The sequence below is a fragment of the Desulfotruncus alcoholivorax DSM 16058 genome (assembly GCF_000430885.1).
GTDB lineage: Bacteria > Bacillota > Desulfotomaculia > Desulfotomaculales > Desulfallaceae > Desulfotruncus > Desulfotruncus alcoholivorax.
On sequence record NZ_AUMW01000011.1, the window covers coordinates 94,347 to 119,254 of the forward strand.

At 48.8% G+C, this 24,908-nt stretch carries 26 protein-coding genes, 1 tRNA gene, 1 other RNA gene and 1 other annotated feature; of the genes, 4 read left to right on the forward strand and 24 right to left on the reverse strand.

Annotation, left to right across the window (positions count from 1 at the left end; translation table 11 throughout):
- Window positions 1-77: 77 nt before the first annotated feature.
- Window positions 78-346, reverse strand: a binding site (T-box leader).
- A 186-nt stretch (window positions 347-532) separates the two neighbouring features.
- Window positions 533-787, forward strand: coding sequence for an AbrB/MazE/SpoVT family DNA-binding domain-containing protein (locus H569_RS0106360; protein WP_027364316.1), 255 nt, complete (start codon window positions 533-535; stop codon window positions 785-787).
- A gap of 6 nt (window positions 788-793) precedes the next feature.
- On the opposite strand, the gene rsmI is transcribed toward H569_RS0106360, so the two are convergent.
- From rsmI to H569_RS0106390, 6 genes are read right to left on the reverse strand one after another with little or no spacing between them, the layout of a single operon-like run.
- Window positions 794-1,666 (reverse strand): 16S rRNA (cytidine(1402)-2'-O)-methyltransferase, encoded by an 873-nt coding sequence (gene rsmI / locus H569_RS0106365; RefSeq protein ID WP_027364317.1) that lies wholly within the window; start codon window positions 1,664-1,666, stop codon window positions 794-796.
- Between the two features lie 6 nt (window positions 1,667-1,672).
- Window positions 1,673-1,948 carry an initiation control protein YabA gene (locus H569_RS0106370; RefSeq protein WP_269464935.1) on the reverse strand — a complete coding sequence of 92 codons (276 nt, stop codon included), beginning with the start codon at window positions 1,946-1,948 and terminating at the stop codon, window positions 1,673-1,675.
- A complete protein-coding gene (locus tag H569_RS0106375; protein ID WP_027364319.1) occupies window positions 1,893-2,825 on the reverse strand; it encodes a PSP1 domain-containing protein in 933 nt (310 codons plus the stop codon). The genes H569_RS0106370 and H569_RS0106375 overlap by 56 nt, the downstream gene beginning before the upstream one ends.
- 2 nt (window positions 2,826-2,827) lie before the next feature.
- Entirely contained in the window at window positions 2,828-3,802 is a 975-nt protein-coding gene (holB, locus tag H569_RS0106380) for a DNA polymerase III subunit delta' (protein WP_027364320.1), read from the reverse strand.
- Between the two features lie 4 nt (window positions 3,803-3,806).
- Window positions 3,807-4,424 carry a dTMP kinase gene (tmk, locus tag H569_RS0106385; protein ID WP_027364321.1) on the reverse strand — a complete coding sequence of 206 codons (618 nt, stop codon included), beginning with the start codon at window positions 4,422-4,424 and terminating at the stop codon, window positions 3,807-3,809.
- Between the two features lie 18 nt (window positions 4,425-4,442).
- Entirely contained in the window at window positions 4,443-5,903 is a 1,461-nt protein-coding gene (locus H569_RS0106390; RefSeq protein WP_034629746.1) for an aminotransferase class I/II-fold pyridoxal phosphate-dependent enzyme, read from the reverse strand.
- 358 nt (window positions 5,904-6,261) lie between these two features.
- Here H569_RS0106390 and H569_RS0106395 point away from each other — a divergent pair, with 358 nt between their 5' ends.
- A complete protein-coding gene (locus H569_RS0106395; protein WP_051273366.1) occupies window positions 6,262-6,519 on the forward strand; it encodes a hypothetical protein in 258 nt (85 codons plus the stop codon).
- Here H569_RS0106395 and H569_RS21670 read toward each other — a convergent pair.
- The 12 genes from H569_RS21670 to H569_RS0106450 all read right to left on the reverse strand — a co-directional run bounded on the left by H569_RS21670 (window position 6,429) and on the right by H569_RS0106450 (window position 14,092).
- Window positions 6,429-6,644 carry a sigma factor G inhibitor Gin gene (locus H569_RS21670; RefSeq protein ID WP_081410895.1) on the reverse strand — a complete coding sequence of 72 codons (216 nt, stop codon included), beginning with the start codon at window positions 6,642-6,644 and terminating at the stop codon, window positions 6,429-6,431. The genes H569_RS0106395 and H569_RS21670 overlap by 91 nt on opposite strands.
- 86 nt (window positions 6,645-6,730) lie before the next feature.
- Window positions 6,731-6,991 (reverse strand): 4Fe-4S dicluster domain-containing protein, encoded by a 261-nt coding sequence (locus H569_RS0106400; protein WP_027364324.1) that lies wholly within the window; start codon window positions 6,989-6,991, stop codon window positions 6,731-6,733.
- 15 nt (window positions 6,992-7,006) lie between these two features.
- Entirely contained in the window at window positions 7,007-7,573 is a 567-nt protein-coding gene (locus H569_RS0106405) for a 2-oxoacid:acceptor oxidoreductase family protein (RefSeq protein WP_027364325.1), read from the reverse strand.
- Between the two features lies 1 nt (window position 7,574).
- Entirely contained in the window at window positions 7,575-8,333 is a 759-nt protein-coding gene (locus H569_RS0106410; RefSeq protein WP_027364326.1) for a thiamine pyrophosphate-dependent enzyme, read from the reverse strand.
- Between the two features lie 132 nt (window positions 8,334-8,465).
- Window positions 8,466-9,554, reverse strand: coding sequence for a transketolase C-terminal domain-containing protein (locus H569_RS0106415; protein ID WP_027364327.1), 1,089 nt, complete (start codon window positions 9,552-9,554; stop codon window positions 8,466-8,468).
- A 43-nt stretch (window positions 9,555-9,597) separates the two neighbouring features.
- Complete coding sequence (locus H569_RS0106420) at window positions 9,598-10,272, reverse strand: ATP synthase (protein ID WP_027364328.1); 675 nt, start codon at window positions 10,270-10,272, stop codon at window positions 9,598-9,600.
- Between the two features lie 153 nt (window positions 10,273-10,425).
- Window positions 10,426-10,686 carry a pro-sigmaK processing inhibitor BofA family protein gene (locus H569_RS0106425; RefSeq protein ID WP_051273369.1) on the reverse strand — a complete coding sequence of 87 codons (261 nt, stop codon included), beginning with the start codon at window positions 10,684-10,686 and terminating at the stop codon, window positions 10,426-10,428.
- Between the two features lie 60 nt (window positions 10,687-10,746).
- Complete coding sequence (recR, locus tag H569_RS0106430) at window positions 10,747-11,343, reverse strand: recombination mediator RecR (RefSeq protein WP_027364330.1); 597 nt, start codon at window positions 11,341-11,343, stop codon at window positions 10,747-10,749.
- Window positions 11,344-11,363: 20 nt separating this feature from the next.
- The gene (locus H569_RS0106435; RefSeq protein WP_027364331.1) at window positions 11,364-11,678 is read right to left on the reverse strand and encodes a YbaB/EbfC family nucleoid-associated protein; all 315 of its coding nucleotides are present in this window, start codon (window positions 11,676-11,678) and stop codon (window positions 11,364-11,366) included.
- 1 nt (window position 11,679) lies between these two features.
- A complete protein-coding gene (gene dnaX, locus H569_RS19445) occupies window positions 11,680-13,407 on the reverse strand; it encodes a DNA polymerase III subunit gamma/tau (RefSeq protein ID WP_157833475.1) in 1,728 nt (575 codons plus the stop codon).
- Between the two features lie 253 nt (window positions 13,408-13,660).
- Window positions 13,661-13,925, reverse strand: an RNA gene (gene ffs / locus H569_RS21675) — signal recognition particle sRNA large type.
- 73 nt (window positions 13,926-13,998) lie between these two features.
- Window positions 13,999-14,092 (reverse strand) — tRNA-Ser (locus H569_RS0106450).
- An 808-nt stretch (window positions 14,093-14,900) separates the two neighbouring features.
- Between H569_RS0106450 and H569_RS19450 the strand changes: the two genes are divergently transcribed.
- Window positions 14,901-16,286 (forward strand): alanine/glycine:cation symporter family protein, encoded by a 1,386-nt coding sequence (locus H569_RS19450; RefSeq protein ID WP_034629748.1) that lies wholly within the window; start codon window positions 14,901-14,903, stop codon window positions 16,284-16,286.
- Window positions 16,287-16,497: 211 nt separating this feature from the next.
- On the opposite strand, the gene H569_RS19455 is transcribed toward H569_RS19450, so the two are convergent.
- From H569_RS19455 to H569_RS0106475, 4 genes are all read right to left on the reverse strand, one after another.
- Window positions 16,498-17,934 carry a DEAD/DEAH box helicase gene (locus tag H569_RS19455; RefSeq protein WP_034629751.1) on the reverse strand — a complete coding sequence of 479 codons (1,437 nt, stop codon included), beginning with the start codon at window positions 17,932-17,934 and terminating at the stop codon, window positions 16,498-16,500.
- A 129-nt stretch (window positions 17,935-18,063) separates the two neighbouring features.
- The gene (gene typA / locus H569_RS0106465) at window positions 18,064-19,926 is read right to left on the reverse strand and encodes a translational GTPase TypA (RefSeq protein WP_027364332.1); all 1,863 of its coding nucleotides are present in this window, start codon (window positions 19,924-19,926) and stop codon (window positions 18,064-18,066) included.
- Window positions 19,927-20,112: 186 nt separating this feature from the next.
- Window positions 20,113-20,724 carry a pyruvate kinase alpha/beta domain-containing protein gene (locus tag H569_RS0106470; RefSeq protein WP_027364333.1) on the reverse strand — a complete coding sequence of 204 codons (612 nt, stop codon included), beginning with the start codon at window positions 20,722-20,724 and terminating at the stop codon, window positions 20,113-20,115.
- 69 nt (window positions 20,725-20,793) lie between these two features.
- Window positions 20,794-21,621 carry an amidohydrolase family protein gene (locus H569_RS0106475; RefSeq protein ID WP_027364334.1) on the reverse strand — a complete coding sequence of 276 codons (828 nt, stop codon included), beginning with the start codon at window positions 21,619-21,621 and terminating at the stop codon, window positions 20,794-20,796.
- A 355-nt stretch (window positions 21,622-21,976) separates the two neighbouring features.
- On the opposite strand from H569_RS0106475, the gene shc reads away from it, so the two are divergent.
- Window positions 21,977-23,848, forward strand: a complete 1,872-nt coding sequence (gene shc, locus H569_RS0106480; protein ID WP_114679261.1) for a squalene--hopene cyclase — start codon at window positions 21,977-21,979, stop codon at window positions 23,846-23,848.
- A 119-nt stretch (window positions 23,849-23,967) separates the two neighbouring features.
- On the opposite strand, the gene H569_RS0106485 is transcribed toward shc, so the two are convergent.
- Together H569_RS0106485 and H569_RS0106490 are read right to left on the reverse strand one after the other, a co-directional pair.
- Window positions 23,968-24,396 (reverse strand): cation-translocating P-type ATPase C-terminal domain-containing protein, encoded by a 429-nt coding sequence (locus H569_RS0106485; RefSeq protein WP_309294775.1) that lies wholly within the window; start codon window positions 24,394-24,396, stop codon window positions 23,968-23,970.
- Between the two features lie 243 nt (window positions 24,397-24,639).
- Window positions 24,640-24,858: a hypothetical protein gene (locus H569_RS0106490; RefSeq protein ID WP_027364337.1), complete on the reverse strand. Its 219-nt coding sequence runs from the start codon at window positions 24,856-24,858 to the stop codon at window positions 24,640-24,642.
- Window positions 24,859-24,908 lie beyond the last annotated feature (50 nt).

The following is a 24,908-nucleotide window of genomic DNA, read 5'->3' on the forward strand; positions in this document are numbered from 1 at the left end:
ACTATATTTTTATCCTCTGCTGGTGCCGCGTTAGCAACATGGATGTCTACAAGTTAAATTAAAAAAGCCCCTGGAAACCCAGGGGCGGGATGATCCGCGGTACCACCCTTATTTTGCCCTATCCTAATCCAGGATAAAGCCTTTGCAAGACACGGGGAACGTAAATTCCCGATATCCCAAGCCTGGTAACGGTGCTTAACCCGGTACGGCCTAATTAAACGGCAATGGCGTTTGTTCAACCGACGGCTCAGAAGCCATATTCAATCCGTGCTGCCGGCGGGTTCTCACCTTGCCCCGCTCTCTGAACGGATCCTCCGGATCTACTCTTCTTCTTCATCGCCTTTGACAAAAAAATTTTAAATTAAAACCTATATCTTGTCAAGTTTTCCCTGAAACTTAAACTTTTATGCATAATTAACCAGAATTTCTCAAAAAAACGTTGACTTTTAATTACATCATTGGTACCATTTACTTGTGTATTAAAATCAGTTTATGTCGAAAAATGTAATGTATTATTTTGGGAGGGATAATCATGAAATCAACTGGTATTGTAAGAAAAGTGGACGAGCTTGGCCGCGTAGTGATTCCTATTGAACTACGCCGCACCCTGGGCATTGATGAAAAAGACGCGCTTGAAATCTATGTTGACAATGAAAAAATTATTCTTAAAAAATACGAGCCGGCTTGCGTATTCTGCGGCAACGCTGCCGATGTGCAGCATTATCGCGGCAAGCTGGTTTGCAGAAGTTGCGCCGTGGCCATGTTTGAAAATGTAAAAGCCATCTAGCTTTGGCTAGTTCCTTGATCGGTTTTTATTTGTTTTTAAAAGACGGTATAATTCCCGCCTGGGAACACCCATCTGGCGGGCAACTTTTTTAATTGCCTCGTTGGGAAGCATACCCTCACCTGTTAAAACCCGCACCTGTTCGTCCGGTGTCAAGGAACGGTACTCCTGCCCTTCTTTTACCGTTTTCCTTGACCCGGAATAACCTCCTATCACCAATACGAATTCGCCCTTAGGTGCTTGTGAGCTAAAATGTTCCAACAACTGGCCAATGGTACCCCGCCTGACCTCTTCATACCGTTTGGTCAACTCCCTGGCCGCACAAGCCGGGCGATCTCCCAGGTGAGCCAGCAGTTCCTCCAGCGTTTTTAGCAACCGGTGCGGGGCCTCATAGAAAATTATGGTTCGAACCTCTGTGGCCAGTTCGGTTAAGCGTTCAGTCCGGTCCTTGTTTTTTCTGGGTAAAAAGCCTTCAAAAACAAATCGTTCTGCTGACAGGCCGGATACAACCAGTGCCGTAATTAGTGCGCTGGGACCGGGTAAAGGAACGACAGGAATACCTCTGCTTAACGCTTCCAGCACCAATTCTTCACCGGGGTCGGATATTCCAGGCATACCGGCGTCGCTTACCAGAGCCACGTTCCGCCCGGCTGCCAGCTGTTCCAGCAAGTTTTCGCCCTTGCTGCGGCGGTTGTGATCATGGTAGCTGGTTAATTCAGCCCGTATATCATAATGGTTCAGCAGCTTGCGGGTGCGGCGCGTGTCTTCAGCCGCAATTAAATCCACTTCCTTCAACACCCTTAGCACTCTTAAAGTAATATCCTCCAAGTTACCTATAGGCGTTGCACAAAGATATAACACACCGCTTTCCGGTGTCGTCAAAAAGCATCACTCCTGATCCTTGCGTAGAAAGGCAGCACAAAACAGACAGCCTTCAAGCCTGGACTGCCCAAAGTGGAGGTTGCAGATATGAAAGCCGGCATCGTATAAATTAAGCAGGTTTTGCCTGCCCGTAACCTTCTCATCGCCCTGTCTGGCAGCACCGGCGCCGCCTGCATCTTCAGACTCAATTACACCATGTAAAAGCGCCAGTTGCCTCCTTAGTTTTTCATTTTCTGTTTCCAGCGTTTCGACCAGGCTTTTCATGCCTTTGATTTCGTTCAACAGATCCTGCGCTTTGATCTCCAGCGCTTTCATTTTTAGGGTTAGTGGCTTCAATTTGATCACCTGCCACGGGTTCAGTTTCTTTAACGATATTCAGGAGATATTCCTTGACTAACTTACTTTCACGCAGTTCAACACTCACGGTTTGCTTAAAAATATTTACACCGGTCACCCTTCCGTCACCATCAGGAGTTGTAACCCTCCTACCCAATTCCGGAAATATCTCCTTGGCCTGTTCATACGCATCGTTTTCAAATTTTAGGCAGCACATCAGCCGCCCGCAAATACCCGAAATTTTAGTGGGATTCAATGACAGATTTTGATCCTTGGCCATTCGGATGGACACTGAAGCAAAATCCGACAGCCACATGGCACAGCAAAGTTCCCTTCCGCAGCAGCCCAGTCCGCCCATCATTTTAGCTTCGTCCCTTACGCCAATCTGGCGCAGTTCGATGCGTGTTCTAAAAACTGAAGCCAGGTCTTTAACCAGCTCTCTAAAATCAATGCGGCCATCCGCCGTAAAATAAAAGATAATCTTATTCCCGTCAAAGGTTTGTTCAACATCAACAAGTTTCATGGGCAAACCGTGGGTTGCTATTTTTCCCAGGCAAATATCAAAGGCTTTTTTTTCTTTTTCCAGGTTAGCCTGCAGCTGCGCATAATCTTCGTCATTGGCCCGGCGGAGCACCTGTTTCAGGGAACCCACCACTTCTTCCTCCGGTACCTCCCTGGGGCCGATTACCACAGTGCCATACTCAATACCACGGGATGTTTCTACGATCACCCCGTCATCTATTGCTAAATTTAATCCATTGGGATCAAAGTAATATACTTTCCCGGCCTTTTTAAAACGCACTCCGACGACCAGATACGACAATATTATACCTCCCTTTCGCTCCCTGCTATTTGAAGCACCAAGGAGTCAAACAATAGGCGCCGGTTAGCGTTTCCCGCCAGCCTGCGCGCAGATCCTTCCAGTGTTAACAGTATGTCCAACAGTTCCTCTTCCTCATAAGTGCCGGCCAATTCGGCTATAGCTTCTTGATAATCAACATTTATTAATAATTCCTTAGAACCGGAAATTTTCCACACTAAAGCGTCTCTAAAAAACAATTTGGCGCAATTGATAAACCTATCCAGTTCTTCCCGCCCGTCCAACCCGTCAACTGGCATATAACGTCGCTGCCTGGTCAGGCACAGCAGCAAATTCAGCATTTTTTCCCTTTGATCCAATCCATTTAACATCGACAAAGCACGGCCGGGGCAGCCCATGGACATTTTTGCCGCCACCCGGGCTTTTTCAATATTGCCACCTAAATTCGCGCCTATTACTTTAAGAACTTCCTCTTCGCCGAGCGGGTTGAACCGGTAATGCTGGCAGCGAGACATTACAGTTGATAGCATTAAAGTGCCGTCATCCGCAACGAGGATAAATACCACCTCCGCCGGTGGATCCTCCAGTATTTTTAATAAGCAATTTGCCGCCGCGTTGGTCATTTTTTCAGCCTGCTCTATTAAATAAACCTGTCTGCCCCCTCTAAAGGAAGTAAGGGCAGCGCTGTCTTGAAGTTCCCTTAATTGTGCTATTTTTATGAAAGATCCCTGGGGCCTGATGATTTTTAAATCCGGGTGCACCCCGCGTTCAAACCACAAGCAATCGTCACAAAAGCCGCAGGCATCGGTATCGCCTTTTTTACATAAAAGCGCCCTGGCAAAGGCCAGTCCTGCAGTTTTTTTACCTACACCGGGCGGCCCGCTGAACAGGTAAGCATGGGATATACGTTCCAACTGCCGGGCTTTAAACAAGCTTTCCTTTATTCTTTCATGTCCCGCAAGATCATGCAAGAACAGCATTTTCCTACCTCCAGTCAAGGGCTGCCAGCACCCTGCGGTTAACTTCCATTTTATCTGCACCGGCCTGGATCACTCGAAATATTTCAGGGTGGAGTTTGGCCTGTTCAAGATAACCCTGGCGCACCCGCTGAAAAAACGCATTTTTTTCAATTTCCAGACGGTCAGGCAAACGCTCACCCAGGGCCCTTTGCAATCCTGTATCCACATCAATATCCAAAAGGATTACCCTGTCCGGAACCAGCCCATCGCTGGCCAACCCGTTTAAACTGGTCAAAAAACCGGTGTCTATGCCGCGGCCCCAACCCTGGTACGCTATGGTTGAATACAGGTACCGGTCGCAAATAACAATTTTGCCCTCTTCCAGCGCAGGCAAAATCACTTCGGTTACATGCTGGGACCGGTCAGCGGCGTAAAGAAACGCCTCCGTACGGGGATTTATATCTCCATTGGCGGGATCCAGCAAAAATTTACGCAGCATTTCCCCGATTCTGGTACCGCCGGGCTCGCGGGTGCAGAGAACCTGCAGGCCCTGCTCTTTAAGGTTTTTGGCCACTAAATCAATCTGGGTGGTTTTACCCGCACCATCTATACCTTCAAATACAATAAACTTACCGGATACCAAACTTTCATCTCCCCGCAGTCAGCAATCCACAACCTCAATGGTAGCCAGCATGGGATCGGCCGCACCATGTATCTGCAAACCGCATTCCCTGGCAATTAGTAAATATTCTATAATCGCAGGAGTAATTTCCTCCCCGGGGTAAATTATCGCAATTCCGGGTGGCTGGACTGCTACCACCTCGGCGCTTACCAACCCGGCGGACGCCTCCAACCGCACCTGTCGTTTGCGGGCAAGCCAGGCCCGACGCGGTGTCATAATTTGCGCAGGCAGCCCGGGCCTGGCCGGCGGCGGCCTGTCCCCTGTAATTACGGTACCTCGTACTTTGCTGCTGATACCGGCCAGGGCATGCACCAGCGCCTCCACATCCTCCCGGTTGACCCCTAACGGCAATACCGCCACAATGTTGTAGGCGTCAGCCATTTCAACGTAAATATTGTATTCATCAGCTAAAAGCCGGCCCGCCTCATATCCGCTCAGACCCAACCCCCTAAACGAGACTACCAGCCGGGTGGGATCGTAATCAACCGCCCCCGGAAGATTAAGATGTTCCGGCCCCAGAACCGTCAAACCTGGAATAGTCTTGATCTTCAATGCAGCTTCCAGAGCTATGTCCCGCGTTTCATCAAGGCGCGCCCGCCCGTATAGGGCCAGCTGCCGCCTGGCGGCATCCAGTGAAGCCATTAACAGATAAGAAGGACTGCTGGACTGCAGGAGGCGCAAAGCGCTCGCCACTTCCCCCCGGTCTACCCGCCCTCCCGGCGCCAGGTGCAGCCAGGAAGCCTGGGTTAATGCGCCTCCCGTTTTATGCACGCTTTGGACTGTGGCGTCAGCGCCCTGTTCCAGCGCATCGGGCGGTAAATGGGGGCTAAACCGCAGGTGAGTCCCGTGCGCTTCATCGGCCAGTAAGGGAATATTATAGCTGCGACAGATTTTTACTATTTCAGCAAGGTTTCCAACCACCCCGTAATAGCAAGGGTGAACAGCCAGCACAGCAACAATGCGGGGTTCAGATTGCAGAACCTGTTCCAAAGCTGTTCCTGTAAAACCAGCAGCGAATTCAAACCAGGGCACTATTTGGGGCTCAATAAAAACCGGCCGGGCCCCGCTGAGCACCAGGCCGCCCAATACCGACCGGTGGGCGTTGCGCGGCAGCGCTATCGCGCTGCCGGGCCCGCTGCAGGTAGCGGCAATTAGTGCCTGAACTCCAACAGTGGTACCGTTCACCAGAAAAAAAGTATGCCGGGCCCCGTATAGCCCGGCGGCTTTTTTTTGAGCCAGCTCAATCACCCCGGAAGGGCTGTGCAAGTCATCCAAGCCGTCCAGCTCCGTAACATCCCAGCCAGGCAAATTCGCCTTGCGCAATTCCGAGTAAATGGCTCGTCCACCACCATGGCCCGGCACATGAAACCGCAGTGGTTTTTTGCGGCTAAAATGCTCTAAGGCAATAACTATGGGTACCTCGCTATGATCACCAGACAATGTTTTCACCCGTTTTTTTTAAGGTACTCAGAATTCAGTAGTCAGAATCGTAAATGTCCCGATAATCGCTACGAAAAATCGTATAGCTCATACTTCGAAAAACGCCCCGGATAGACGATAAACCGCAAGCACGAACAAGTGCGCCTTCTGCCATACCAGTCAGTCTTCAAATGCTTTCGCCGGTTCTCTCATTCTGACTCCTGACTCCTGACTCCTGACTCCTGACTCCTGACTCCTGACTCCTGACTCCTGATTCCTGACTCCTAATTAATCATAAATCGTGATCTCCTGTTTTGCAATTCATTTACATTATAAAGATCATAACACGGGTCAAAATAAAGTAAAGGAGTTGATGGGCATGTCCTGTTCAAATTTCGATACCAAGGAACTTTGCCGCAAGTATCGTACCAATGTGCCCCGCCTTATCCGGGCCTGGAAAAAAGGCCTAAATGATCTGGAGCTTTCCAGGGTTACCGGAGTTAATGTTGCCACGCTGCACAGAATTAGAAGTGAAATTGAATTATATCACCGCCGGGCAAGGCTGGCCAGAATGGTCTCGGCTGACGGGGAGCAAGCACCGGCGCAACGCCACATTTTTTTAAGACCGCTTTTGTAAAAATCATAATTGGCGTCGCCTGCGTCAATGGTTACAATTTTGGACTCACAAAGTGCACAGATATGGCTTCCCAAAACCCAAAGCCCGTCAGCGACTGTTTTTTCTCCACAGAAAATACAATTCATTATCAATCACCTGTTTTAGTATATGCACTTTTAAATGATCCGGTGCAAACCAAAAGCTGCGGTAATTCCCGCAGCTTTACAAATTTTTATTGTTTTTCTTTTTCTTCCTTCTTTTTCTCTACAGCTATGGCACAGTCCGGACAAAAATTTTGGCAGATACCGCAGGCGATGCACTCATCGTTTATCTCAACCGAAGGAGTGCCGTATACACCCAGCACATCGGACCAGCTCATGCATTTTTTAGGACACTTTTGAATACATAGGCCGCAGCCCTTGCAAAGCCCGGGGAATAATGTCCAAAATCCCTTTTCTGTTTCCAGGGTTCGACCTTTAAAGGTTTGAGTCATTCATTTATACCCCCTTTACATTACGCTGGCCACAAGTTCCATGCCGCGCTCAATGGCCCGGAAGTTCATTTCCCGCAGCTTGGGGTTTTTCTCAAATTTATAGCCAAGCTTTTTCTCAATGGCAGCCTTGGCATCTTCCACAGCCACCACTTCAGTTGCTTTAATCACCGCGCCCATAATGATAATGTTGAATACCCGCGGATGCAACTCTTTCTTGGAAACCTCAATGGCGGGAATACCCAAGACCTTTTTAGCATTTTTGGGCAAATCTTCCTCTATGTTTTCAATTCCATTATCGTAAACAAAAACTGTTTCCGGGCCAACGTATTGATTCGTTCTCCGGACAGCCCTGTCACTTAAAGCCACAACAATATCCGCCGTCTGAAACTTGGGCGCTCCGATAGGCTCATCACCTATTTGCAGGTAGGCCACCGAGACGCCGCCGCGCTGCTCAACACCGAAGTTTGGTATATAAAGGGCCTCGCGCCCTTCCTCATTGGCCGCCTCAGCAATGATTTGGGCCACGGACTGAACCCCCTGGCCGCCTTCACCGGCCAGAGCGATTTTTACCATTTTACCCATACTATTGTCCCTCCTTCTCCCGGGGACCGGGTACTTTAATCTCCCCTACCTTGAAATACTTGGTCATTTCCTTTTCAACAAAATTCCAGGTTTCTTCTGCATTGGTGCGCCAGTTGGTGGGGCAGGTGGATAATGCTTCAACAAAGCTAAACCCGTTCCCGGCTATTTGATTTTCCAGTGCTTTCTTAATGAAACCCTTCAACTGTTTAACATTTGCCACCGTACCCCTGGCCACATAAGCCCCCTCCGGGGTTATTGCCGCCACCATTTCCGGACCCTGGGTGGGGTAACCGGTTTTTTCAGGATCACGACCGTAGGGCGAAGTTTCGGTTTTCTGCCCCGGCATGGTAGTTGGGGCCATCTGGCCACCGGTCATGCCATACTGGGTGTTGTTAACCAGGATGGCCGTAATGCGCTCATTACGGGCAGAGGCATTTACCAGGTGCTGCGAGCCAATGGCATACCCACCCCCGTCGCCCATATAGGCTACAGCAATAACGTCCGGATTGGCCCGCTTAATACCGGTGACAACCGGAGTTGTGCGGCCATGGTGGGTCTGAATGGTATCACAATTGAAGAAGTCCCAGGACAACAGTGAGCAGCCGATATCACAACCGAAAACAATCTTATCCTGAATGCCCAGTTCATCTATGGCCTGCCCAAGAGCTTTGAGCACCAGGCCATGTCCGCAACCCGGACAGAATTTATGGGGTTTGGATTCAATGCGCCAGCATTTTGGCATGGCAGGCTGTACTGACATTAATTAAAGCCCCCTTTCAATCTCTCTCGGCAATATTTTTACGCCGTACCCAAGAAAACAACTTTATGTCATCATCTAATATTTTTTCTATTAACCAGCCGTAAATTATATCTATATCTTAAACTAAACTTACTAACCTTTTATCTCCTTAACCCTGGACACTACTTCCTCGGAAGTTATCCCCACTCCCGGCTTGAACAGGGACAGCATCTCAACCGTTGAGCCGAAGATAGCCTCTTTGACCAGCCTGTCAAGCTGCCCGTTGGCGGATTCCACCACCATCATTTGCTTGCATTTGCCGGCTGTTTCCCTTAACTGGTCCACCGGCAGCGGGCGCAGGGTAATGGGCCGGAAGTAACCAACTTTATAACCTGCCTCCCGGAGTTCCTTAACGGCAGCCTTACACGCCCTGGATACCACACCGTGTGAAACAATCACCAAATCCGCATCTTCGGTGTCGAAAGCGTCGTATTCGGCTATTTGCGGCGCAGCCTTGGCATAGTCGGCCAAATACTGTTCAAGCACCTCATACAGTTCTTCTTCAACATTGTAAGTATTTCTCATATGTGTGGGAGGCCTGTCCGTGCCAGGCAGTCCCGGCTTGCCAACATAAGGCTCGGTGGGCACCATTTCAATTCCCCTGGTCTGCGGGTCATAAAGCACCAGAGACTCTCTCATCTTGGCCTGATAGCCGTCGCCTAAAACAAAGGTGGGAAACCGGTATTTCCAGGCGGTATTGAAAGCTTTGATGGTATAATCGAAAAGCTCCTGGTGGGTGGCGGTTGAATAAACCACTCGCAAACCTTCACCGTTACCTCCCAGTGTAGTCATGGTAACTTCCTGCTGTGAATAAATAACCGTAGCTGTCGAGGGACCGCCGCGCTGCTGCACCACCACGACAACAGGCAACCGCATCGCCTCTGCCATGCTTAAAGGCTCTTGCATCAGAGTGTTCCCGGGTCCGGCTGTAGCTGTAAAGGCCCTTTTGCCTGCCAAAACGCCGCCCACGGTTGTGAAACCGGCGGATAGCTCGTCCTCAGTCTGTAAAAACCTGCGGTCGTACTTGGGGACCATTCTGGTCCAGTAATGCATGATCTCATTTTGGGGAGTGATGGGGTAACCGTACATAATTTCGGCTCCCGCCGCCAGGGCTGCCCAGGCTACTACCTCGTTACCGGTCATAAACGCCCTTTTTTCTCCCTGAATAGGTTTTTCCGGCATTGATTTATGCACCTCCTAAATCTTTAATCCCTAATGGAATTGCTTACCATAATGTGCGCGGCATATACCTTACCAGCTTCCTTACCGGGTTTCCTGCACTATCTACAGGCCCAATCAACGCCGCAATTTCGTCCACCGCCGTGGTTGCCACCACCGGCAGGCCCAACTTTTCCGCAGCAACACCTACCACCCTGGCGCCTTCAAGCACAATTTCCAGATCCGTGTCGTCACCCAGGTGGCTGTTATTGATTAACCCGTGCACCTTGCCCAAATCCCTGACGTACTGAACAATTTCATTGACAGTTGAAGTCATCGGGCGTGCAATATTAATTACGGCAAAAATCTTTAAATCCGGATCGGCCCCGGAACCCTCAAGCAGGTTCAATGTTTTAGCGCCTTCCACACCATAACCCACATCCAAGATGATATCGCCGGAACGCCGCAGCGCCCAGCGGTTTTCAGCCCGGAGCACGTTACCCGTCTCACCCAGCCCCACAGTATCCCTGGTTTCCCAGGCCAGCACCGTGATACCCTTGGCCTCAAGTTCTTTTTTAATTGGGCGTAAAGTATAACAGGGTTCCACAATATCCAGGTCAACCAGGACAACCTTGCGTCCCCCGGTTGCCAGGTCCAGCGCCCTGTTTACCGCCACCTCGCTTTTACCGCTGGCATACTCTCCGATATAGGCTTCCACAACCCGCGGGTCAATAGCTCCCACCCCCGCGCAAAATTCTAGAAATTATTTTAATAGTTTTAATAAATTAGAAATAGTTTATGTAGAAACCAAGAATACTATTTAAGTATATTTCAAAAGCCCAAAAAACGTCAAGAAAGCTGATTATTTACAGAATTTTGCAACTGCATACGGTATTCAAGTAAACCATTGATTGATTATTAAAAGCATAATTATTCCCGGCACCTGCAGAATACCAGCTATAAGTATGGTAAAAAAATTAACCGCCAAATGCATGTTTAAAAAACCTAGAATAAAGTTGCAGATTGATAAAAGAATCACTCCGGTCACTGCGGGTATAGCCAGTTTAATTAATAAGCCCAGTGGTTTGAACAGCCCCGCCAGGAAAAAAACGCCCGCAAACACAGTTGCTCCTATAATAAGCAAATTCCATTCCAAGGCTTGCACCTCCAGTAAAGACTTTATTACCAATATATGGGGTGCAGGTGGAATTAATTACTAGATTTCTCTGCGGCCTTCCATAGCTTTTCCCAGAGTGATCTCATCGGCATATTCAAGGTGCGCGCCAACCGGCAGGCCGTGGGCAATTCTGGTTACCGTTACGCCCAGGGGCTTAATCAGCCTGGCCAGGTAAAGGGCGGTGGCGTCACCTTCCACGTCCGGGTTTGTGGCCACAATAACTTCCCTGACCTTTCCGCCTTCAAGCCTGGTCAACAGATTTTTTATATTCAGTTTTTCAGGTCCGATGCCTGCCAGAGGTGACAGTACGCCATGCAAAACATGGTAAACCCCCTTGAAACCGCGGTACTTTTCAACAGCCGCGACATCCCTGGGGTCCTGGACCAGGCAAATAATACCCTTGTCCCTGCCCTCATCAGTGCAGATTCGACAGGGATCCAAATCTGTCAGATTACCGCAAACGGAACACCGCCTGACCCTTTCCCTGGCTTCCCTGATGGCCGAAGCCAGTTTTTCGGCAGTTTCCGGGGGTTCGCTCAAAAGAAAGAAAGCCAGGCGTTGCGCGGTTTTAGATCCAATCCCGGGTAACCTGGCCAACTCGCCGATTAAGCGCGATACTGCTCCGGCATATTGCATTTATTATTCACTCCCGCTTTTTAAAACAGGCCTGGAATGTTGAGTCCACCCGTCAGCTTGCCCATTTCCGTAGTCATCATTTCCTGGGCCTTTCTCAGTGCATCATTAACCGCTGTCAGGATCAGGTCCTGCAGCATTTCCACATCCTCGGGGTCAACGGCCTCGGGTTTGATTTCCACAGCCAGGAGCTCCAATTTGCCGTTGGCCACCGCTTTAACCACACCGCCGCCCGCCGAGCTTTCCACCGTACGGTTGCCCAGTTCCTCCTGCATTTTGGCCATCTCCGCCTGCATCTTCTGCACCTGCTTCATCATTTTAGCCATATTACCGCCCATGTTATTTTACCTCCTTATTATTATCCTCTATATCTTCGCCAACAGCTATTTCCTCCGCCTGGAATAAACTTATGGTACCAGCGCAATCCAATTGTTTATTCTCCCGATCTTCCCAGCCCGGCGGTGGCGCTTTATAATAATTGCAACGAACCTGCCAGTTATTGCGGGTAAACGAATATAGTGTTTGCACAAGCAACTCTCTGGTAGTAGCTTCTTCCACCATTTGCCTGGAAAAAACATCTCCTTCCGGTACCCCAAGCACCAGGCAGTGCTCATTAACTTCAGCCGGCCAAGCCTGGCAAAGATAATTGTATGCAGCAAGGCTGTTTTTTTTAACCATTTGCAGCAGATCCGGCCACCATTTTTGAATTTGTTCCAGGTCATATAAAGCTGCCTTAGCAACTTTTTCTTCGACTGCCGCAGTCTCTTCCACTTGATGGCTTAGATCCTTTGGAGCAATAGGATCATATTTGATAGTATTTCCTTCCAAAACCGGTTTCTTACCGGCCGGCTCAGGTGAAATCTCCACCATAACCGGGCTGTCCTGCGCTCTTTTATTTTTTTTGCGGGCCGGGGTTGGGCCGGGCATACTCATTACCGCCTGTTCCAACCGCTCAATCCTCGCCCAAAGCTCATCACGCGAGCCAACGCCGGTTTCCCTGCCGGCCCTGATCAGCGCCAACTCGAAAACCACCCGGGGGTGGGAACTGCGCCGCATTACTTGCTCCGCCTCCACCAGCAGGTCAATGGTGCGAATCAACCGGTCGGGGCTGAAAATAACCGCAGGATTTTCGTCCCGCGCAGCTGAAACATTACCCCCCGTTTGCCCGGGCACCAGCATTGAAACCAGCATCCCCCGCAGGAATTCAGTTAGTTCCGCGGCTAATAGATGTAAATCCTTACCCTCTGCGACAATGCGTCCAACCAGGTTTAAAACCGCGGGCACATCTCTCCCGGCAATACCCCTGGCCATGGCCCACAATGCTTCTTCACGCACTGTACCCAATATACCGTGCACAACATCATCCGTAACAGCTGCATCCCCTGAAAGCAGCAGCGCCTGGTCCAGCACGCTGAAAGCATCCCGCATACTGCCGCCGGCAGCCCGGACTATAGCTTTAATTGCGCCGCCGTCCACTTTTAAACCGCTTTTAACAGCTACCTCCTCCAGACGCCCGGCAATTATTTCGTCCGGTATGGGCCTGAAATCAAAGCGCTGGCACCTTGACAATATAGTCAGCGGAACCTTATGGGGTTCCGTTGTGGCCAAGATAAAAAGCACATGCGCCGGCGGCTCCTCAAGTGTTTTCAACAAAGCGTTGAATGCTTCGCTGGTGAGCATATGCACTTCATCCACTATGTATACCCGTCTGCAGCCGAGGGACGGGAAATATTTAATGTTTTCTTTTAAATCGCGAATTTCGTCAATTCCCCGGTTGGAAGCGGCATCTATTTCAATTATGTCCATAGTGGCGCCGGATAAAGCTGCCCGGCAGTTTTCACACTGATTACAGGGTTCACCCCGCTCCTGGCCGGAACAGTTTACCGCCCTGGCCAGCACTTTGGCGGTACTGGTTTTACCCGTCCCCCGGGGGCCGCAAAACAAATACGCATGGCTGACCCGCCCGGAAATAATGGCGTTACGCAGAGTTTCAGTAACGTGTTTCTGACCGACTATTTCACTCAACAGTTTAGGACGCCACTGGCGGTACAGAGCTAGGTAGCTCAAAATATTCACACCTTTAACCAATTTATTGCCACCAAGTTTTATTCGCTAGTGCAGCCGATTTTCCCTTCCATGGTAAAGATATCTTTAAAAAGCAAGAAAAGCGCTAAATAAGTTCCCTTAGAACGCGGCTTAACCCTTGCTAAAGCGGAAAGGGGACACACCCCTTAGGGGAATGTCCCCAATATTTATAGCCAGTATATTTTCCAAAAGTGCAATAAACCGGCTTTGGCCGGTTTTGATAAAATTTAAATGGCCGTACACCTGCCTTCGAATAATGACTTCCGGGCGCTACTCCTGCAGGTAGCTCGGGCCAGGCTCCCTCGCGGCACCCGAAGTATCTTCCTTAGTGCTGCTTCCGTCAGGACCTGACACGGTTCAGAAGGCTCCGTCGCGCAAGACCCAGCCGTCAACACCCCTTACAGGAGCCGGACCCCACAAGCCAAACCCTAGGGCAGGAATTCAACCCCGCTACAGCGGATTGCGGGTACAGGGCACCGCTACCTCCCCGTCTAGCACGGCCAAATTTAAAACTTTTTACTTATGGACGAAGACGGACCCAACAATCAAAGGCCCGTCCCCAAGCAGTCCATATGGCGGAGAGAGAGGGATTCGAACCCTCGAGACGGGTTCACGCCGTCTACGCGATTTCCAGTCGCGCGCCTTCGACCAACTCAGCCATCTCTCCGTGGTCTACATACAAAATTCTATTTAACTTCCCAACTGCGCAATCTCTATTATACATGCATTAGCGGGTTACCGCAAGTCTTTTTGTCTGGGGGAGCTTTTTAAAATGTTTCCACGGTTGGGCATCTATACATAGCCATTACTAAGTCATTGTGTTTCAGCCAAAATTTAAAGAGAGAAGGCCATGCCTTCTCTCCAAAGCAACCATCCCTACAGCCTATACGTTCCCGCAACAATCTTGACAACCGATTCAGTCATACCTAAGACGTGCTAACGTGAAACTACCGAGAAAAGGTTAGCTTAAAATCCTCCTTAGAAAATGTGATTTTTCAGGTCATAAAATCTTAGACTAACTTTGCTTTTACCAAGAAACACTATCCTCTGACTATGGGTAAACCAACAAGTAACTTAAAACACTTGCCAATCGACACAACCTGAGTCCTGTAAGGATGGTGCTTAACTATATAATAGCATTAACTCGTGCAAATTGCAAGATTATTCTATCAAATCCTGATGCCGGGTCAAAAGCTGCCAGGGCAGGAATTACCTGCAATTCAGGCCATCACACTTCTATTTGAGCGTATAGAGAAATATTTTCCTTTGCTGCCAACCTTTTAATCCTCCGGTCCAACTTGACCAAGGCTTGAAAATTATATCACATTAATGCAATAAGGTTATAACATTTAAAAGCCTTTCAGACAAAAGAAAATTAATATCCTCATACAACTAAAAAAGGGACATATTATTTTTATGTCGAATACATACAAATGTTAATAAAAAAATTTTATCATGGGAGAGTGGTGTATCAATTGGAAGCATTTTCAACCTTTATCGGGACAATTAACGGGTTTGTGTGGGGACCGTGGATGTTGACCCTGCTGGTTGGCACCGGTATCTTTCTTACCTTGCGGCTTGGTTTTTTACAGTTTACCACGCTGCCTTATGCCTTAAAACTGGCTTTTTCACCAGCCCAGCAGGATAAAAAATCCAAAGGAGACATTTCCCACTTTCAAGCCCTGATGACTGCACTGGCAGCCACCATCGGCACCGGTAATATCGTCGGGGTCGCCACTGCGGTTGTGCTCGGCGGACCGGGCGCCGTATTTTGGATGTGGGTCACAGCCATTTTCGGCATGGCCACTAAATACGGGGAAGGAGTTCTGGCAGTAAAATACCGTGTTACCGATGAAAAAGGCGAAATGGCCGGCGGACCTATGTATTACATAGAAAAAGGCCTGGGGCAAAAATGGCTGGCCTGGCTGTTTGCCTTTTTTGGAGCAGTAGCCGCTTTCGGCATCGGCAACATGGTGCAGGCCAACTCGGTGGCCGGCGCCATTCATGATACTTTTGGCATCGCCACATGGATTACAGGACTGATTCTTGCCTTATTAACCGCCGCGGTGATCCTGGGCGGCATTAAATCCATCGGCAAGGCAACAGGTGTACTGGTTCCTTTCATGGCAGTTTTTTATGTTCTGGCAGGACTAATAATTATTTTAAGCAATTTTGGTAAAATACCCGCAGCCTTTGGCATTATTTTCAGCAATGCCTTTAATTTGCAGGCAGGCTTTGGTGCATTGATAGGTTCAACTGTTCGTTACGGCGTAGCCCGCGGCGTATTCTCCAATGAAGCCGGCCTTGGCTCCGCCCCCATTGCAGCGGCGGCGGCAAAAACAGACCATCCCTGCCGGCAGGCCCTGGTATCCATGACCGGAACCTTCCTGGATACTATAGTAGTCTGCAGTATTACCGGTTTAACCCTGGTCATGGCCGGTCTTTACCCCGGATTGGAAAAAACACAGGCCGCTGCTCTTACCAGCCGGTCCTTTGACGCGTTTTTTCCTGGCATCGGCAGCCTTATCGTCACCATCGGGCTTGTTTTATTCGCCTACTCAACAGTGCTGGGCTGGTCTTATTACGGTGAAAAATGTTTTTATTATCTGGTGGGACAGCGGGGAATCACTTTCTACCGGGTACTTTTCAGCATAGCCGTACTGGTTGGGGCTACACTAAAACTGGGCCTGGTCTGGGACATCGCCGATACCCTAAACGGCGCCATGGCCATTCCCAACTTGATCGCCCTGCTCGCCCTGTCCGGTGTGATTGTCTCGGAAACCCGTGAATTTAAAAAGATCCGTGCCAAAGAAACAGCCCCCAACACGGCAAATCCTAATAACGGGCGTTTGCCAGCCTAAATATTTCTTAACTTATTAATAATTCTATTTAATAATTCTATTGCGGCGAGTTTAAAACACAGCTCTAACCACTTTTTTATCCGTGGAGAGCATAACTATATAGTTGTCTAAAAGAGGGTTGGCTTTTTAAGCCAACCCTCTTTTAAAAGTTAAAAAGCCTCAAACAAAATTAGCATCGCCACGACGGGAAAAAAGCCCGACTTATGATTGTTTATTTGCCGAACCTGCTTTTACCGCCCATTCTGCCGCCCCGCTGGAAGCCCTTTTTGTTACTGCCGCCCCTTGCAAAACCTCTATATCCGGTGCTAAAATTTTTACTTTGTTTTATCCTTAGGGGCTGTTCTTCGGTTAACTTGACCGGAGTTTGATCAATTTCTTTGGTGAGAACTTTTAACGCTGCTGCAATAAGTGTAACAGAATCAGTTTCATCCAATAAATCTTCGGCCAAGCCCTTGTAATGCTCAATATCCCCTTTTTCAACAGCATTCATTAGCTTTTCCACGGCCAGGCGCTGCTGCCCCTCAATGGCTTCTTTAATTGTTGGAATAGGTTTCCTGTCAATTTTACCCCTGGTCGCATTCTCAATTGTCCTTAAATGCCTGATTTCTCTGGGAGTAACCAGAGTAATGGCGGTACCGGTTTGCCCGGCACGGCCGGTTCTACCGATCCGGTGAACGTAACCTTCCGGATCCTGGGGAATATCAAAATTATAAATGTGAGACACCCCGCTGATATCCAGGCCTCTGGCGGCAACGTCCGTGGCCACCAGTATTTCAATAGTGCCGTCTTTAAACTGCCGCATCACCTGGTCCCGCCTGGATTGCGACATATCTCCGTGAATCCCTTCGGCCGAATAACCGCGCTTGTTCAGAGCCTCAAAGAGTTCATCGACCCGGCGCTTGGTACGCCCAAAAACAATACTTCGGGCAGGCGACTGGGTGTCAAACAAACGGCACAGGACATCAAATTTTTGTTTCTCTTCCACCTCAATATAGCTTTGCTCAATCATAGGAACGGTAACTTGCCTGGATTCAATCCTAATTACCTCCGGGTTGATCATAAACCGCTGTGCCAAAGTTTGAACAGGACCGGGCATGGTCGCAGAGAAGAGCAACGTCTGCCTCTCCTTGGGGATGTCCTTAAGGATAGTTTCAATATCTTCGATGAAGCCCATATTGAGCATTTCATCCGCTTCGTCCAATACTACCATATTCACCTGGTTAACTCTAATTGTCTTTCTCCTCATGTGATCCATAAAACGGCCCGGGGTGCCGACAATAATCTGGGGTCTATTTTTCAGCGCCCTGATCTGGCGGCTGATATCTTGTCCCCCGTATATCGGCAGTGCTCTAATACCCTTAAACTGGCCGATTTTATTTAATTCTTCCGCTACCTGAACGGCAAGTTCCCGGGTAGGAGTTAAAACCACTCCTTGAATCTGCCCTTGATCAACTCTCAACAACTCAACCATTGGTATGCCAAAGGCTGCCGTTTTACCTGTCCCTGTGTGAGCCTGGCCGATTAAGTCCCTGCCCTGCAAGCCAACCGGAATAGCTTTTTCCTGTATGGGCGTAGCTTCTTCAAAACCCATATTGTTAAGTGCCCGGATTACGGGCTCGGTCAGACCGAAATCGTTAAATGATATCATTACTTTACCTCTTAAAAAAATAAATTTTCCTACTATTATTTACCATTAATTAATTTTTCATCCCCAATTAATGTCCGTAAAAATAAAGGGTTACCCAACCCAACAATGGAAAGAGCAACCCTTTGCCATCTATAATGTAGTCTGGAGCTCAGTCTGGGAGATGTTATTCAAACCGGATTGTGCATACTTCTGATTCTTAACCCGGTCGTGTTTATTCAATATCTGCTTCCTTAACCGAAGGTTTTGGGGAGTGATTTCCAATAGCTCATCCGTGCCAAGGTATTCCAAAGCTTCTTCCAGACTAAAGCGGCGGGGTTCTTCCAGGCGGACAGCTGTTTCTGCCGTGCTGGAACGCATGTTGGTAAGGTGTTTTTTCTTACATACATTGATTTCCAAATCATGTTCGCGGGTATGTTCCCCAACCACCATGCCTTCATAAACTTTAGTCCCGGGTGAAATAAACAACACGCCTCTGTCTTGAACGGAATGCAAGCCGTACAGGGTGGCTTCCCCGGTTTCCATAGCGATCAATACGCCCCTGTACCTGCCTTTGATTTCCCCTTTATAAGGCTCATAGCCCAGGAAAATATGGCTCATTACGCCATGCCCCCTGGTCTCAGTTAGAAGCTGCGAGCGGAGACCGATCAGCCCCCTGGCCGGAACTCTGAACTCCAGCCGGAGCTGGTTGGGGCCGATATTGATCATATTGGCCATCTCACCTTTCCTGGCCCCGATAATCTCCATAATCACACCCATTTTATCTTCAGGGATATCCACCATCAGAAGCTCTATGGGCTCCAGCAGCCTGCCGCCTTCACGGCGGTAAATAACCTCCGGCTTGGATACCTGAAGTTCAAAGCCCTCCCGCCTCATGGTTTCAATTAAAATGGAAAGGTGCAGCTCCCCGCGCCCGCAAACCTGGAACACGTCAGGACTTTCCGTTTCCTCCACCCTTAAACTGACGTTCCTTTCCATTTCTTTAAACAGCCTGGCCCGCAAGTGACGTGACGTCAAAAATTTGCCATCCTGGCCGGCAAACGGGCTGTCATTTACCATAAAAGACATTTGTAATGTCGGTTCGTCAATGGTAATTGGCTCTATTTGTTCCGGGTTATCCTTACAGGCCACGGTCTCTCCAATCTTAATGTCATCCAAGCCTGAAAAAGATACTATATCCCCGCAAACAGCTTCCTGAACCGGCAGCCTTTCCAACCCTTCATAAGTATAAAGAGTACCAATGCGCCCCTGGCGAATACTTCCTTCATGGGCAATGATATTAACCTGCTGCCCCGGAGACATGGTCCCCCTGTTGATCCGGCCCAACCCCATGCGCCCCACAAAATTGTCATATTCCGTAGTGTTTATCAACAGCTGCAGCGGTTCGTCCGGGCTGCCGGGCGGCGCCGGTATATGCTCGATAATAGCCTCAAACAAAGGTTTCATGTTTTCTCCCGGCACGTCCGGGTCCATGGTGGCGGTCCCTGCTTTGGCCGAAGTGTAGATAACCGGGAAATCAAGCTGTTCGTCACTGGCTTCCAGCTCGAAAAAAAGCTCGTATACTTCTTCAACAACTTCGGATACCCTCGCGTCCGGCCGGTCTATCTTATTGATTACAACAATGGGCCTCAGCTGCAGTTCCAGGGCCTTGCGCAGCACAAAACGGGTTTGCGGCATGGCCCCCTCAAAAGCGTCCACCAGCAGCAATACCCCATCAACCATTTTAAGGACCCGCTCAACCTCGCCGCCAAAATCGGAATGTCCCGGAGTATCCACAATATTGATTTTGATATCACCAAACCGCACCGAGGTATTTTTGGACAGAATAGTGATGCCGCGTTCCCTTTCCAGGTCATTAGAATCCATAACCCGTTCCGCGACCTGCTGGTTTTCCCTAAAAATGCCGCTTTGCCTTAGCAAACAATCCACCAGAGTGGTTTTTCCGTGGTCCACATGAGCGATGATAGCGATATTCCTAAATTTATTTGTAGACAAAACGAAATAAACCCCCTTGATTAATACATACACAATAAAACATAAAACACGGGCAATCAAAGGCCAACTTTATTATTATATCAGGTGCCGCATCAGTTTGCATCATAAACTTTGATAAATCTTAACTTTTTTATTCAAACCTTCGCGCCAACAGCACCAGTGGCCTCCGATCCTCAAATGGCGACCCTAAAGAGGAGGTGCGTCCCCTTTCCTTGAATCCATTTTTCCCTTTAATTCATCTATATTCAATGGATTGAGGGGTTTACAAATTATTTCATTAACCCGCAGTTTTTTAATATTTTGCGAAGAGGCCGCCTGCATTACCAGGGCGGTATCAGAACCCCGGCCTGTCCCGGCCATGGCGATCAGTTTTTCGCCGCTTTTCAAATACCCCGCATCCGTGGCCATGAGAACTATTTCGAAGCATACTTTAACCCCCTGGCTAAAGCAGCGCAGCAGGTTGGCCATTACACTTGGAGTAGTTGACCCGTACATGCTGTCGGTGTGGAAAAGCATGGTGCCAAAATGAACTTCATGGCCCGCGTCCCGTAAAGTTGTTACCAACTCCCGGGGAAACGGGTTTTCCTTTCTGACAAAATCAAACTGGTGGGGAACCACAATCAATTTGACCCCGCTATCTTTAAAAAAATCCATGGCCTTGCGGGCTGTCGCACCGGTGGTGGAAGCAAGCACCAATTTTTTGACTTCCAGGTTGTTCATTCTTTCTTTTACTAAATTAAAAGTTGACTCGGTATTATCCTCTTTAATACTTTCAAAATAAACAACTTTGCTTTCCATGAATTCAAATCCTTTCTATATGGTATTTTAAAAAGTATTTTAAAAAGTTTTTAAAAAACTATACAGAAATCAGATCTTATCGTGTTCTAGTAACTGGCGAGCATTATGAATTAAAACATTTTCCAGCGTTTGCTTCGTTAATCCAAGCTGTAACAGCCCTTCTAAACCATATTCCGGCTTGCGCTCCAGAATTGGAAAATCGCTGCCATATAAAAACCTCTCCGGGAATCGTTCCATAAAAGCAGCCAGCCGTTCTAGCGGTAATTTTAACTCGGGCTTGTCCAACACCCAGGAGGTGTCAAGGTAAATATTGGGGTACCTTTCCACAAAAGAAAAAGCCTTGTCCATTTCATTTAATCCCAAATGGGGAATAACCACTTTCAATTCGGGCCATTTTTTCATAACCTTTTCCATATGGTCCAGACCCAGATATGGGGAACCGGGGGGATATGGCGCCGTGCCGGTATGAATAATAACAGGTTTTTGGCGCTCAAAAGCAGCCTGGTAAACAGGATCCAGCCCGGGGTCATCAGCGGCAAATTGCTGCACCGCCAACTGCAATTTAAAGCCGGCAAACTGCCAATCATCCAGTACCGTTGAAATTACTTGTTCCAAATTACCATCCCGTGGGTGGATACAGGCAAAAGGAATGAAACAAGGATATTGCCGGCAGGTATCCCGAACCCATTTATTCAGATTAAGCGACATATCCGGCTTGTGGGCATAGGTCAACAAAAAAGCACGCTCCATGCCCATCTGCCGCAAGTAGACAACATATCTTTCAACATCCAAGTTTGCATAGGGAAGCTCCCAGCCAAAATTTTCAAACCAGCGCCAGATGGCCTTGAACAGCGGTTGGGGGAATAAATGCACATGGGCATCCCAGAATTTTACCATTAGTTACTTCGCCTTCTTACTTTCCCGCCCCATTCATTATTTTGGGGCTTAATTTCGTATAGAAAAGATTCAACCATGTACTGTGTTCAACCTATTAAATAGACAAAGATTTGGTCTTATTTTGAAATTGCATCCCACGCTCGCAATGACAGTTTCTTGCCACAGCAAGGACTTGATTCTACCAATCTGTTAAATAAAACAGACTTAAAAAGTGGAATCGGTAAAATTATTTTTAGTTTAATTATAACGTTTTTCTTGGTTTCTTTACCAGCTACATACATAAATATACTTTTTTGTGTCCCCCGCCGGCTTTCAGAAGCATAAATTAAAGAAAAAGCAAAAAGGGGTAATTACTTTGGCTTCGGGCAATTTGCAGGCACAAGTTTACGAAAAGATCGCCGGCATAACCGCTTACCTGGTGAATTCCCAGGCGGCGGACGGTTCATGGTGTTATTGTTTTGAAAGTGCAAACTTAACCGACTCTTATATGATAATTCTTTTAAGACATTTGAATATACAGGATCATACCCTCATATATGAGCTGGCGCGCAGGATCATTGCCAGGCAGGAACCTTCCGGCGCCTGGAAACTTTTTTCTGATGAACCGGAAGGCAATTTATCCGCCACCATAGAATGCTATTATGCCTTGCTTTTAACCGGCTGCAAAAGCAAAGACGACCCGCTGATGCAAAAAGCCCGTGCTTTTATTCGGGCCAAGGGGGGACCGCACCAGGCCGGCTCACTGACCAAGGCGATGCTTGCCCTCACCGGCCACTATCCATGGAAAAACACGCCAGACTTCCCGGTGCAAATGATATTGCTACCTACCTGGCTGCCAATCAACTTTTATGATTTTGCCGGCTATGTCCGGGTGCACTCGGCGCCACTAATGATTTGCCGGGATAAAGAATTTACTCTTACCCGGCCGGATAGCCCTGATCTTTCAGATCTCTATCCACCCACCCCGGCACCGCCGGTCGATCTGCCCGGGTTCTTACTAAAAGCTATAAAGTCGGGATTAAAAAACATCCCCTTGCCTTTAAACGAAATCCACGACCTGGCCTTAAAAAAGCTCGAAAGGTACATGCTGGCCAGAACCGAGATAGACGGCACGCTTTATTGCTATTTTACATCCACCTTTTTAATGATTTTTGCCCTGCTGGCGCTGGGCTATGAAGCAAGGCACCCCGTAATTACCAAAGCAATCAGCGGCCTTAAAAAAATGGTCTGCCACACAGGGGTTAACTATCACCAGCAGGAGACTACATCCACTGTCTGGGACACCGCTTTAATCACCTATGCCCTGCAGGAAGCCGGGCTCCTTTGCAGCAATCCCGCCGTCAATAAAGCCGCCGCTTTTCTGCTGTCCAAACAGCAAACCCGGTACGGCGACTGGCAGGTCCACAACCACCGGGGGCACCCCGGGGGGTGGGGGTTTTCCAGGACCAACACGATCAACCCGGACGTTGACGACACTTCTTATACGTTACGGGCGCTGTACCGGCCGGCCGCCCGCTATCCCGAAACCCTGGGCGAAGCCTGGAAAGCCGGGCTGGCCTGGTTGTTGAGCATGCAGAACAGCGACGGCGGCTGGGCCGCTTTCGAGAAAGACACCAATAAAAAATGGCTGGACTTTCTGCCCACCCCCGACGTCAAACCGGTGCTGACAGACCCTTCATTTGTAGATTTAACCGGTAGAGCCGTTGAGTTTTTATGCAACTACGCCGGGCTGGGTTCCAGTAACCACGTTCGGAGAGGAGTGGAATGGCTGCTGATAAATCAGGAATCAAACGGGGCATGGTACGGCCGGTGGGGAATCGCTTATATCTACGGCACCTGGGCGGCCGTAACCGGGCTGGTGGCTGCAGGAGTAAGCCCGGGCCATAAAGCTGTCCAAAAAGCTGTACAATGGCTGCTATCCATTCAAAACCCTGACGGGGGCTGGGGTGAATCTTGTTTAAGCGATGTGGAAAGAAAATATATGCCGCTGGGCTTCAGCACCCCGTCCCAGACAGCCTGGGCCATAGACGCCTTAATTGCAGCAGGGCTGCGTGATACACCTGCCGTCACCAGTGGCATAGAAGCACTGTTACTGCTGACGGCAGATACCGGCATTGCTTCTGCTTATCCCACCGGAGCGGGTTTACCGGGAGGGTTTTACATTCACTACCACAGTTACCGCCATGTCTGGCCCCTGGTTACGCTGTCCCATTATCTGAAGGTGTAGAAGGGTTAATTCTAATGTTTCTCTTTTTTAAGATCACGTAAAGGGACCCGTCTGTGGCCAGCGTAGCAAAAAAGACATTTTTAACATCATTAATGCGCACGGAGGACAATCCTTCATATTTAGTCGATATGCCCAGGTCCTTTGGAGTAGAGCGGTCGCAAAACAGGCACATACATGGTCAACAGCAACATGGCAGTGGATACACCGGCAGCAGGCAGGATATACCGGTTGCCGGTTCCGGGCCCGCTTGCGTCCCAGCCGGCCCGGCGGCTGTCGAAAATGTTGCATACCCGGCTCATTACCAGGTGGGAAAACGCCATAGTGCGGGCTTTTGCCTGGGGCCACCCGGCATCCATACCGCCGGCGTATACACCGAAGGTGGTAATCCCGGCCATGATCCCCTTGCGGATGATTTCTTTTTTTGCATTATTAGAAAAAATCATTTTTTCGGGTCTGACCGGCGGACGGCGCATACAATTCGCCTGGGGCGGGTCGGCAGCAAGAGCCATGGCCGGCAGGCACTCTGTAACAAGGTTGATCCACAGTATCTAGGGAGCCAGCAGGGGCGTGGGAAGCCCGCCGATTTTACTAATATGTACAATGGACCAAGGGGTTCTGTAGGTCCGATGCCTACAGAACCCTATTTTTCTGCAGATTAAAAAATGTTAGCAGGTATATTCATGTCAAAATGCAGCCAGCATTTATGTTAAAGTATCAGGCCTGATTTTTAAATTTTTTAAAATTATGACTCGATTATTTAGTTATCTATCCACCCAAGTACTGTTCCGGCCTTAATATGGAATAACCCTTGGGTGCCCCCTGCCCAACGGTAACATGATGCCCGGACTATCCTCCATTATGGCTGCAGATATGGCTGCAGACGCACCCAGTTTTACGACACCTTGGACCATTTCCGCCCGGCCCCCGCATTCGGCGGTTACAACACCTTTTTCATTTTGCTTATAAAATTTTGCCAAGCTCTCCCCGGTATAATTCTTATAATATCTCATATAATGAGCACCTCCTGTGTTTTTGACACGACCATTTAAGTGAGCGGCGC